10 protein-coding genes and 1 pseudogene are annotated in these 11,494 nt (G+C 53.2%); 5 read left to right on the plus strand and 6 right to left on the minus strand.

The window, feature by feature from the left end; translation table 11 throughout:
• Positions 1–23 precede the first annotated feature (23 nt).
• The 6 genes from BG842_RS19770 to BG842_RS19795 all read right to left on the minus strand — a co-directional run bounded on the left by BG842_RS19770 (position 24) and on the right by BG842_RS19795 (position 6,622).
• Positions 24–1,172: an ABC transporter ATP-binding protein gene (locus BG842_RS19770; RefSeq protein WP_069452124.1), complete on the minus strand. Its 1,149-nt coding sequence runs from the start codon at positions 1,170–1,172 to the stop codon at positions 24–26.
• On the minus strand, positions 1,165–2,250 hold the full coding sequence (locus BG842_RS19775; RefSeq protein WP_069452125.1) for an ABC transporter ATP-binding protein: 1,086 nt from the start codon (positions 2,248–2,250) through the stop codon (positions 1,165–1,167). The genes BG842_RS19770 and BG842_RS19775 overlap by 8 nt, the downstream gene beginning before the upstream one ends.
• 1 nt (position 2,251) lies before the next feature.
• Positions 2,252–3,193: an ABC transporter permease gene (locus BG842_RS19780; protein ID WP_069452126.1), complete on the minus strand. Its 942-nt coding sequence runs from the start codon at positions 3,191–3,193 to the stop codon at positions 2,252–2,254.
• Between the two features lie 3 nt (positions 3,194–3,196).
• The gene (locus tag BG842_RS19785; protein ID WP_069452127.1) at positions 3,197–4,180 is read right to left on the minus strand and encodes an ABC transporter permease; all 984 of its coding nucleotides are present in this window, start codon (positions 4,178–4,180) and stop codon (positions 3,197–3,199) included.
• Between the two features lie 19 nt (positions 4,181–4,199).
• Positions 4,200–5,906, minus strand: a complete 1,707-nt coding sequence (locus tag BG842_RS19790) for an ABC transporter substrate-binding protein (RefSeq protein ID WP_175424221.1) — start codon at positions 5,904–5,906, stop codon at positions 4,200–4,202.
• A 221-nt stretch (positions 5,907–6,127) separates the two neighbouring features.
• On the minus strand, positions 6,128–6,622 hold the full coding sequence (locus BG842_RS19795; protein WP_139136203.1) for a hypothetical protein: 495 nt from the start codon (positions 6,620–6,622) through the stop codon (positions 6,128–6,130).
• Positions 6,623–7,703: 1,081 nt separating this feature from the next.
• Between BG842_RS19795 and BG842_RS19805 the strand changes: the two genes are divergently transcribed.
• The 5 genes and pseudogenes from BG842_RS19805 to BG842_RS19825 form a co-directional block, all read left to right on the plus strand.
• Positions 7,704–8,054: a hypothetical protein gene (locus tag BG842_RS19805; protein ID WP_069452131.1), complete on the plus strand. Its 351-nt coding sequence runs from the start codon at positions 7,704–7,706 to the stop codon at positions 8,052–8,054.
• 219 nt (positions 8,055–8,273) lie between these two features.
• On the plus strand, positions 8,274–9,869 hold the full coding sequence (locus BG842_RS19810) for an amidohydrolase family protein (protein ID WP_069452132.1): 1,596 nt from the start codon (positions 8,274–8,276) through the stop codon (positions 9,867–9,869).
• Positions 9,866–10,027, plus strand: a complete 162-nt coding sequence (locus BG842_RS30160; RefSeq protein ID WP_175424222.1) for a hypothetical protein — start codon at positions 9,866–9,868, stop codon at positions 10,025–10,027. Before BG842_RS19810 ends, BG842_RS30160 begins: the two co-directional genes overlap by 4 nt.
• Before the next feature lie 441 nt (positions 10,028–10,468).
• Positions 10,469–10,714 (plus strand): annotated as a pseudogene (locus tag BG842_RS19820) (enolase C-terminal domain-like protein); the annotation flags it as partial.
• A gap of 397 nt (positions 10,715–11,111) precedes the next feature.
• Positions 11,112–11,494: DUF1611 domain-containing protein (locus BG842_RS19825; RefSeq protein WP_139136204.1), on the plus strand; the 383-nt coding region annotated here is incomplete at its 3' end.

Raw genomic sequence — 11,494 nt, forward strand, 5'->3', positions numbered from 1 at the left:
TAAGCGACGTCAGCTACCCATACTTAGTCAGCCCGAGCATCTTGGTCGGTGTGACTTTTCGCGGTCTCGTCCGAAGAGACGTGCTCGTGAGGGTTTTCCTTGGTTGTCTCTGGCACCTCCATTGCTTGGAGTTGCGCTTCGAACTTTGCGACGTCCTCCTCGTCGTAATAGGCGTGGCAGGCGACCTGTTTTTCGTCGCCGCATTCGGTGGTAACGGACCGCAGTGGTGGGTCAACATGATCACAGATGGCCTCCCGCTCTGGACATCGCCCCTTGAACCGACAACCAGACGGGAGATTAATCGGATCGGGAATCGATCCCTGAATCTCGACGTGTTCGCGCTCCCGAAATGGATCCGGTTCTGGAGCGGCGCCGAGCAACGCTTTCGCATATGGGTGAGTCGGATTCTGAATGACCGACTTCGTCTCCCCGAATTCGATTATGCGACCGAGATACATGATACCGATTCGGTCACACACTTGTCTAAGAAGTGATAGGTCGTGGCTGATGAACAGGATTGTGAGTCCTAGTTCCTCATTGAGTCGTTGAAGGAGGTTCAGCACGCCTGCCCGAATGGACACGTCGAGCATGGAAACGGGCTCGTCGGCGAGGAGGAAATCGGGTTCAAGAACGAGCGCGCGAGCGATGGCGACTCGTTGTTTTTCCCCTCCCGAGAGCTGGTGTGGATACTGCTCGAAATACTGTTCCGGCGGCGTAAGCTCAGCGCGTTCGAGTGCTTCGTTCACCCGTTCGATTCGCTCCTCCGCGTTGCCGATGTTGTGTATCTTTAGCGGCTCGATCACCGTGTCAAAGACGGTTCGACGGGGGTTGAGTGACTCGAAGGGGTCTTGGAAGATGATTTGGACATTGCGGCGAAACTGCTTGAGGTTCGCCCCCCTGATGTTCGTCACGTCTTCCCCGCGGTATCTGATCGTTCCATCCGTGGGTTCGAGCAGGCGGATGAGCGTTTTTCCGCAGGTCGTCTTGCCGCATCCTGATTCGCCAGCGAGACCGACGATTTCACCCTCGGATATTTGAAGGTCGACTCCGTCGACGGCACGAACGTGTTTCTTCTCGCCAAAGAGGCTGGCTATGAACCCCTGTTGGGCGTCGAAGTACTGTTTCAACCCATCGCACTCCATTATATACTCTGATTCTGTGACATTAGTCATCGCCGTAGCCCTCCAGGCGGGATTGGTTGTTATTCGCGCGTTGCCACGTCTTGCGACGCTTCGATTCTCGTCGAATCATCTCTATCTCGTCGTGTCGATAGCAGGCAGAATAGTGGTCCTCTCCGACCTCATAGAGCGGCGGATGTTTCTCCGCACACTCAGAAACGGCAAACGGACATCGTTGCATAAACCGACACCCACCAGGAAGATTCGCGATGGACGGCGGGCTTCCGGGGATACTAATGAGGTCTTGTTGTTCACCACGGAGTGTCGGGAAGGCGTTCTGAAGCCCTAGCGTGTACGGATTGAACGCATCTGAGAATATATCTCTCAGATCGCCGTATTCCATGAGCTTACCCGAATACATCACGCCAAGCCGGTTGCACGTCTCTGCGATGACGCTGATGTCATGAGAAATGATAATCACGGAGATGCCGAGCTCGTCGCGGAGCTCTTTCAGCCGTTTGAGGATCTGATCCTGGACGATGACGTCGAGCGCCGTTGTCGGTTCGTCTGCAATAATGAGATCCGGATCGAGTGCTAGCGACATAGCAATGTATGCGCGTTGTTTCATGCCGCCGGAGAACTGGTGGGGATAGTCGTCCATCCTATCCGGATCGAGACCGACGACCTCAAACAGTTCCGCCACTCGGTCACGTGCGTCCGCCTTGGAGACATCGCGATGAGCCTGAATAGCCTCGATGATTTGACTGGAGATACGATGAACCGGGTTGAGTGCGTTCATCGCCCCTTGGCTGATGAGTGAGAGATGTTCCCAGCGGAGCGCATTTATTTCTCGTTTCGAGAGTTCCGTCAATTCAACGCCTCGAAAACGGATTGAGCCGGAGGCGACATGACCATTGCTTGGGAGGAGGCTAAGGATGGCCTGCGCGACGGTGCTCTTCCCGCACCCGGACTCGCCGACGAGACCGAATATCTCGTCTTCGTCTACGGCGAAACTGATGCCGTCTACAGCGGTGAGCTCACCGGAACTCGTAGTGTAAGTCACGTCGAGATCCTCTGCTTCGAGCAGCGGTGCATCATCGTCGAAGTTGAAGTTCGTTGTTGCCTGTTTCATGTTATGGTTCCCTGAGTTGTGGATTGACGATCTCCTCGTAGCCGCGACCGACGAGATACGCGCCCATCACGACGAGCGTAATTGAGAGTCCTGGTGGGAACACCCACCACCACGCTGTACCGAACGACTGCGTAACGAATGCACGCTGGAGCATCACACCCCAAGATGGGACGGATGGATCGCCGAACCCGAGGAATGCAATACTGGCTTGAGCGACGATGGAATATCCGACTGCAATGGCCGCGTACAGCGCCGAAAGCGGGATGACGTTCGGCAGGATATGAACCAGCATGATACGGAAGTCACTGGCACCGGCCGCCTGCGCGGCTTCGACGTACGGTCGTTCGCGAACGGTTAATACCTCCGAACGAACGACACGGGCGGTCGAGAGCCAATACAGTAACGCGATTCCGAGGATGATGTTCCAGACGTTTGCGCCCAACACCGTCACGAGGACGATGACGAACGGAATGAACGGGAGGCCGTAGAGGACGTCTACGAGGCGCATAACGACTTCGTCGACCCAACCGCCGTAATAGCCGGCGATGATACCAACAGTAGTGCCGATGACAGCGACCATGAATGCACCCAGTATCCCGACGAACATCGCGATACGCGTACCGAGGAGGAGTTGGGATAGCACGTCGTGGGATGCCTTCGTCGTTCCGAGTGGATGCGCGAGACTGGGTGGCTGGAGGTCTGCCCATCCGCCACTCGCGGTATAAAGACGTTCATAGGGGCCGTACGGGGCGATATATGGTGCAATAAGCGCGATGATGATGTAGAACGAAATAATCGTGAGTCCAGTCATTGCCATCTTCGACTTGCTGAACACCCGTGCCTGTTCGATAGCTGATCGGCGGAGGTTTTGGACGAACCGTCGCCAACCCTGTTTCGTGTCAGCCGAGGTCCGTTTCGAAGGTTGTGCGGTTTCTTCGCTCATATGTCATTTCCCTCCCAACGAGACGCGCGGGTCAAGCACCGTGTATGCGATATCCGCGACGAAGTTCATCGTAATCACAATGATCGACAGTAAGGCAAAGGCGCCTTGAGCCAACGGATAGTCGCTCCTGAGAGAGGCTTGGACCATTTCACGTCCGAGGCCGGGCCAGGAGAACACCGTCTCGATAAGAACCTGCCCACCGACGGCAAAGCCGATCGCGATGGCGAACGCGGTAATCACCGGCAGGATGGCATTTCGTGCTGCGTGGTTGAACAGGATACGACGGTTGGACAGCCCTTTTGCCCGTGCTGTATCAATGTAGTCCTCCGAGAGTACTTCAAGAAGGTTGTTTCGCATCAACAGTAGCGGTAATCCAGTGTAGTACGTACAGAGCGTAAACACTGGCAACGCCAGGTGGTAGATGAAGTCGGGGCTGAGGAGTTTCCCAACGTTTCCGGAGTAACTTGCACTCACACTCCGCATTCCGCCCAGGGGGAACATATCGAGGTGGAACGCGAACACGTATAGCACGACCATCCCGGTCCAGAACACCGGCAACGAACGGATGAAAAGGACGACCAGCATGCCAGCGCGCTCCTTTCCCGTCCCCCGAATCCAGCCGAGGTGAGCACCGAAGAAGACACCGAACGCGTACGAGATGAAAAACGCAGTGAGCATGAGGCTCATCGTATTGATGAATCGATCCGCGATGATGCTTGTCACTGGGCGACTGTAGTAGAACGACCGTCCGAAGTCGAGCTGGAGGACATTCTGCATGTACAGCAAGTACTGTTTCCACATCGGTTCGTTTAGACCGAATTGTTCGGCAACCTGCTGTTTTGCTTCCGGACTCATCCGGGGACTCATGATCGCGGACATCGGGCCGCCAGGCACCATCCTGAATAGAAAAAACAGGATGGTGATTACGGTGAGCATCGATATTGCCATGAGTAGCAATCGTCGAATCAAATAGCGCTTATCAATCATTTTAGCGAAAGACGGGAGATTAGTTACCGGTCTTCCCCTTTGGATAGTACATATTACCCTGTTCATCCCAAACGTATCCGGCATCCTTAAGGATTTCAACGGCACCTTCAGCACCGTTTTTAAACATGGGAGTGTCGGGGTTGTGCCAGAATTTAAGCGTCTTATTGATTGGGGATGTAGCTTTGTTCCCGAATCCACTATATATCTCGTTGATGATGACTTTCTGAGCACTCATGATGAGGGCGTTCGCCGCCTGCCGGAAGGCAACGTCGTCGAATGGCGGGTTCCGGGTATTCATCCAACAAGCTTGTCGGCAATCATCCGAGGTCTGAACGAGTGTGAGGTGCTTTGTGTTCTTGGCCGCATCTTTGAGCGACGAGGGGCTCCCGTGCCAGTAGTCGAGGAGGTCGTAGTCACCGTTTTTCATAGCCTCAACCTCGGCATCACGCGTCGCAAGGGGTTTTTGTACTCGCTTATCAATATTCGGTGCAGCGAACGAGTGTTTCTTGAACGCAGGCATCTCGAATTTCGAACCTTGATCCCAAGTTCCCCATTTAAATGGGCCACTCGCAACGATTGGGTTCTTATTACCGATGGAGACTTTCCACGGAGTCTTTTCGTTGCCAGTCTTCTTTAGCAATTTTGTCCAGTAATGCTGAGGTAGGATTGGTGTTAATCCAAGTGTCGTGGAAAGAAACGGTGCATAGACTTCTTCCAGATTGAATCTCACAGAAAGGTTGCCAGTTTTTTCGACACTCTTGACAACATCAACGACGTTGTTCGTATACGCCGGCGGCTCTGTGTCGAGGATGAGATTGAACGTATACACAACATCGTCAGCCGTGACCGATTCGCCGTCATGGAAGGCCATTCCTTGCTTGAGATTGACATCAAGTGTCGTATCGTTCTTCCAGTCGTAATCTTTCGCCGCCCACGGCTTCGGCTTCTGATTCTCATCGGGTCGAATAAGAAAATCGTGCATAAATCGTATCGGAGTCCAATTCCGACTTGGTCCGATGCCGTTTATGTGGAGCGGGTTCAGTTGATCAGATGGATCCCAATTGTTCGTAACGATGGTTTTGCCCTGATCGTTTTTGGGCTCCATCTGAGTGTAGTTCCAAATATTTCGAAGTCCGGTAACGGTAATGACGGTTGAATCTTCCTTTATCCGCTGGTTATTGAATGTGTACGGGTAGACGTTGTAAAGGAACTGATTTTCAGGGCGTTGCTCACCGAGTATTTTCTGGCACTCGTGAACGAGTTCTTGTCGTTTCTTCGAATCAGTTTCCTTACGCTGTTTCATCGCTAATTCATTGTACTTTTCATTATTGAACCCGTAGTCGTTCTCCGAGCCGTCTTTATAAAATCGGTTAACGATGATACCATCAGGGTCGCCGTTGTCTGCACACCAGTTGTAGGTAGTGAGGTCGAATTTGCCATTGTCCTCTCGTGAAGTGAGGACGGTGATTTCGACTGGTTTCGTTTGAATTGGAACACCAAGCTTCTCCCGGAACCATTTGTCGACTAAGACATTTGCTTGGTACCGTTCAGCCCAATATTTCTCGGTATTGCTCAAGTGCACCTTCTTCCCGATTTTTCGATCCTTCGAGAGGTCTTTGACCACCTTCTTATTCGAGGGACCGTCGTTTCCGCCGTTATTATTGCTACTACAGCCGGCGAGGCTAACGCTTCCGACTGCTGTACCGGCAGCACCCATCTTTTTCATGAAGTTTCGCCGTGTGCTAGACATATGCAAACATATTTCCCGAGTTTGGGCTTATACACACCACCTAATATGAAGGGCCACTACTATCCTGCCAAAAGAAAGTACCACTATCTTCCTGCCAAACTACACCACCTATTTCGAGAATACTGAAAAGCGGAGAGCTGATTGTGTGGCAAAATAAGTCCGACGAAAGTCAAGAAAGAGAGAATATTTTTTCGAGACTATATCAGATAGGCATTGAGTATCGTCAAATTCTTTCCTAGTCCCTCAACGACCTCATTATGTCGTTCTAAGGCCTGACGTGCCCCGCCAAAATGAGGTTGTGGGTCGGCTTCGATAGCGTCAGAACCATCATTGACCAGCACAGTGAGATTGGACTCCACAGTGTTCAACGCTTCTGACATCTCCTCATGAAACGTCCACAAGTGAGTATTGTGTGCTTCGAGTTTCTCAACCACCTCATCCCGGTGATGAACCGCTTGATCGACAGATAGAAACTCAGCGTAATTGACCAACTCATCGATATTATCTTCCTCTGCCTCAAGTGCGCACCCCAGTTCGTTCAGAGCGTCGCGTTCGCGTTCGATAACGTTACGCGTCTCGTCGAAAGACTCGAGATTACCGTTCTCGTACGCATTGAATTCAGCCTGGAACGTCTCACGGCGCTCTTCGTCGCAATTACCGACCGTCTCTGCAGCATCGAGCACGTCCTGCATCCCCATGTGGTGACGGGAACGGCCGAAGTGGCTTGAACCCACCCCCCAGCATAGTCGGTGGAGGCTTTACGGTCCCGAATACCCGAGTAGGTGGGTATGCAATACCGGAATCCAGCACACACGGGGCGGAATCGGTGCTGGCCGTGTACAATCGTAAATCTTGGACTAATCGTCCTCGGTGTCGGTGTCATTGCGAAGATCAGCCATCCCGTCATCGCCGGCATCGCCGCTATCATGGGGGTGGTCGCAGTCGAATTTCAAGGATATTTGATTCCAGGAACGCCTCGACTGACTCGCAAACTTCCTGAGCCAGTCCTTTCCAGGCTTGGAAAAGTAGAGTCCACAACAAAACACCCGGCCAGTACGATGCTGGTTTCGTCCGGAGTGCTCAACGACGATCTCTCTCTCAGTACGCAGACATCTCACCGCGTGAATGAACGAGCACAGACTCTGGTTGCCGACTTGGAGATGCTAGAAGCGGCGGCAGTCGACGCTTTTCCAAGTGCCGTCGAAACGTCGGTTCGTCGGTCGCTGGGAGGTGGCGAAAACTGGTTTGTCTATGATGCTGATGAGATGAGTATACGACGATGGGAGGCCCGACCGATAGCAGCAGTTGACACTGCAAATGCAGAGTATCTCTCCAAGAATCTTCCCGAATGGGAGGATCTTGCGAGCCGAGAACGACGTACGATGCTCGCATTGCTCCGGTGTGGAGTTCCTAACTGCCCGTCCTGTGAGAAGACGTTTAGTGAGCCTGACGGGCCAGATGTCACCTGTTGTGGCGGTCGCTCGCTAGTCGGGGAACGACGATGTGAGCGCTGTGAGTACGCGCTTATTGATCGCAATGATTTACCATCAGAAGTGAGGGACGCGTAATGTGGAAACGACGGCTGTCCGCATTACTGGTCGAACCTCGCGTGTTCTCGAAGGAGAATCAACCTAACAGAGCTATCCCAGTTAGTCAGAAAGTCGAAAATCCTATCGGCGACAACACATTAAAGATGCGACTCCGTGTTGCCACAAGAATGTCCAATTACCATCGATTCGAGCGGTCTATCGACAAAAGTGAGGTGACTGTCTGATGCAAGATGGTGGTGAAGAGCGTCATACTGAGTACGAAGGATGGACCTTGCTCGGTTCAGACGATACAAAAAACCACTCAGAAGAAATTGGTGACTCACAGACTGTTTCGGAAGGGAAGAACGACTGGGGTCCGCCGCCGACGATGCGTAAATCCCTTCTACGTGATCAGATCCGAGAACGACTTGGTGTCAGCCACCGTCAGTGGTACACGATCGAAGCCGTACTGATCGCATTACCCTATCTCCTCTTTGTAACCGTCTATCTACTCTTTCCGGTCAACGAGACAGCATTCATTGTCGTGACACTTGCGTACTCGCTGGTGGCGATGTACGTCGGGTTCGTCCCCTGAGTGCAGGATCAGCAACCGTGGCAGGAACCGAGTTCGTTCAGCAACGACAGAAACGAGTGTCAAAAGTTGAACTGCTGCCGAGTTATATGAGGAAAATTGGAGTGAAAATTTCCTTGCTTTGCGGTCGTCGAAAGCTATCTCTTTGAATGTAGCTAGGAGGAACGACCCCCGTTCTTGTGCGGTGGCATACTTTAGGAACACGTTACCAATTAGCAACCGATGAGCTACGACGTAGTTTTCGAAAATGCACGAATTATTGACGGCACCGGATCACCGTGGTACCGTGGCGAGGTTGCAGTGAATGATGGGCAGCTTAAGGCAATTGGTCGGGTTGACGACGATGCAGAAACCGTGGTCAACGTAGATGGGAACGTCATTGCACCAGGGTTCATAGATATCCATACCCACTCCGACTTCACGCTGCCGGCCAACCGTGATGCTCACAGCAAGGTCAGACAGGGAGTTACGCTCGAAATTATCGGAAACTGTGGGACAAGCGCCGCCCCACGCTATGGCTCGTCCGACCAGGCAATCGACGACTGGTTTGCGAGTAACGGACTCGGTGAAGAGGTCGATACGAGTGAGTGGGAGTCCATGGCTGATTACTTTGACTTCCTCGAACGTGATGGCCTCTCGCTCTCCGTCGGTTCACTCGTCGGTCACGGCAACGTTCGTGCCGCCATAATTGGATACGAAGATCGTGCACCGACGACGAATGAACTCAACGAGATGCAGACCCTCGTAGCAGAGGCCATGGAGAACGGTGCCGTTGGACTATCGACCGGGTTGTTCTACCCACCGGGATGCTACGCCGAAACCGACGAAGTCGTCGCACTCGCTGAAGTGGCCGCAGAGTATGGTGGGATCTATGCGACCCACATGCGTTCAGAGAGCGACAACCTCATTGAAAGCGTCGAGGAGACCCTGGAGATCGGTCGCCGTGCGGGTATCCCAGTCCAGGTTTCGCATCATAAGGCGATCGGGCCCAAAAATTGGGGAAAGGTTCGGTATACGCTTCGCCGGATGGAATTCGCGCGCGAACGCGACGGTATCGAAGTCCAATGCGATCAGTATCCGTATATCGCATCGTCGACCAGTCTCGGTGCGCTCTTACCCAATTGGGCACACGATGGTGGTGACGATGCACTCATCCAGCGTCTTCTCGACAGGGAAGAGCGTTCTCGAATTCGAGAGGAGTTAACCACGGATCGAACGAGTGACTGGGACGGCATCCTCGTGACGAACGTTCAGAATCCTGATCTACGGGAGTACCAGGGAAAGACAATTGCCGATATCGCTGACCACGATGACGACAACCGATCTCCTGCTGAGATATTACTCGATATCGTTCTGGAAGACAAAAATCGAGCGATGCACGTCAACTTTGGGATGGATGAAGACGACGTCGAATACGTGATGCGTCACGACCTCACGATGGTCGGCAGTGACGGTTCCTCACTTTGCCCCTGTGGCTCCTTGGGCGAAGGCGTTCCCCACCCCCGTAATTATGGCACGTTCCCGCACGTGCTCGGAAAGTACGTTAGAGAGAAGGAAGTCATCTCATTAGAGAAAGCCATCCACAAGATGACCGGGATGCCTGCTGCCAGATTAGGTATCGACAACAGAGGAATTCTCAAGCGGGGGGCTCGTGCCGATCTCGCTATTTTCGACCCCGAAGCGATTCATCAACCAGGTGACTTCCTCGATCCGGCCGTCTACCCCGCTGGCATCGAATACGTCGTCGTCAATGGGGAATTTGTCGTCAGAGACGGCGAACACACCGGTGCGCGACCTGGGGAGGTAATTCGACAGTGACGACCTATGTTACGGCCGTCGAAACGAGTCCCGTCTCCGTTCCAGCAGCTACTGCATATGAAACGAACCTCTCGGTTACGACTGGCGGGCAAGGAGCGTACGACCACGTCTTTGTCAAAATAAAACCGACGCGGGAGTCGTCGGATTCGGCGAAATAGCACCGTCGTCGACGTGTTCTCATGGTTTAACGCACAGTGCATAGTTAATTTGATCAGCGAAATTATTGCTCCGGTTGTCGAAGGTGAGCCAATTCATCGAATACCACGCCTTGTCCAACGCGTCGAATGAGAACTCTCGCGTGAACCCTTCCCTCTTTACGGAATCGATGTTGCGTTGCATGACGCCCTAGGAAAGACGCTCGATTTGCCCGTGTACGAACTATCGGGGGGTGCGCCTGATAACGATCCAACGATCGACCTTCACTACTCGGTGGGAATCAAATCTCCCGGAGAAGTGCGCAAAGAAGCGCGTAAAGCGTGTGAGGCGGGATATACATCATTCAAAATCAAAGTCGGTGGGCCAGACTTCGAAATCGAACGGAACACTGTCGCCCTAATCGTGGAGACGGTCCCTGATGCGAAAATTCGGTCGACGCGAATCAGGGGTGGTCCGTCGCGGACGCCGTGACCCGAGTTCGCACACTCAATGAGGTTGCCGATGGACTGACACTGGTCAAGCAGCCGGTTCCGCACAGCGATGTTACTGGCTTGAAACGGGTACACGAGGCGACTGACGTTCCCATTCTAGCTGACGAGTCCTGCCAGCTGATGTGGTTACGCCTCGCCCGTCACGACGCCCGCGACATCGTCAACATCAAACTCGCGAAGACGGGCGGACTTGTCTGAGCTTACGACGTCACGGCCGTTGCCGATGCCCACGGACTCCCCTGTTTTATGGGGAGCATGCTCGAACTCGGTGTTGGTGCCGCGGCCAACGCCCACTTCGCCGCCACTTCACCCACAGTCGGGTATCCAACTGGTATTCTGAACGTTCACGCCGTTGATTCGCTAATCGAAGAGCGATAACAGTGGACACCAAGTGGGAATACGTTCAGTGTCCCCGACGCTTCCGGGTTAGGTGTATCATTGAACGAGGATGTCACTGAACAGTATCGCATCGATTAGCATTCGATTTAGTGGAGAAGTATCCGACGAATTCAAAGGGTAGCAACGGTGCACGTTCCTTCCCCATTATTGGAGGTGGTGCTGTTTTGGGTGACAGTTACGGAGTAAGGGATAGAACATGAACTTGCGAGAATCGTTTGACGTTTTCGTTCCGACAATCGTCCTCGCGGATGGCGAGTTCGGTAAGACAGGTGGGAAAACCGCCAATGGGGTCGTAATGCACAGCGAAGTGTTTGATACCAGAGCCATCGTGGACTGTGAAACTGCCGGACAGAGTCCCACAGACATCTTAGGAAAGGCCGATGCACCCGACGTGCCCGTCGTCGAATTCGTCGAGGACGCACTCGATATCGCACCGGAGGCAGAGGTGCTGGTTATTGGTGTCGCCCCTGCTGGCGGTGAGCTACCCGATGCTTGGGTCGAAGAGATCGAGAACGCTATCCGTAGAGGGTGTGATGTTGTTTCTGGCCTTCACGTTTTTCTTGGGGAGGATGAATACTG

It is taken from the genome of Haladaptatus sp. W1 (assembly GCF_001723155.1).
In the GTDB taxonomy this organism is placed as follows: Archaea; Halobacteriota; Halobacteria; order Halobacteriales; family Haladaptataceae; genus Haladaptatus; species Haladaptatus paucihalophilus.

Coding starts and splice junctions, on each gene's coding strand:
- BG842_RS19785 (WP_069452127.1), bottom strand. CDS start 4,180: ATGATTGATAAGCGCTATTTGATTCGACGATTGCTACTCATGGCAATA.
- BG842_RS19780 (WP_069452126.1), bottom strand. CDS start 3,193: ATGAGCGAAGAAACCGCACAACCTTCGAAACGGACCTCGGCTGACACG.
- BG842_RS19790 (WP_175424221.1), bottom strand. CDS start 5,906: ATGAAAAAGATGGGTGCTGCCGGTACAGCAGTCGGAAGCGTTAGCCTC.
- BG842_RS19775 (WP_069452125.1), bottom strand. CDS start 2,250: ATGAAACAGGCAACAACGAACTTCAACTTCGACGATGATGCACCGCTG.
- BG842_RS19770 (WP_069452124.1), bottom strand. CDS start 1,172: ATGACTAATGTCACAGAATCAGAGTATATAATGGAGTGCGATGGGTTG.
- BG842_RS19795 (WP_139136203.1), bottom strand. CDS start 6,622: ATGCAGGACGTGCTCGATGCTGCAGAGACGGTCGGTAATTGCGACGAA.
- BG842_RS19810 (WP_069452132.1), top strand. CDS start 8,274: ATGAGCTACGACGTAGTTTTCGAAAATGCACGAATTATTGACGGCACC.
- BG842_RS19805 (WP_069452131.1), top strand. CDS start 7,704: ATGCAAGATGGTGGTGAAGAGCGTCATACTGAGTACGAAGGATGGACC.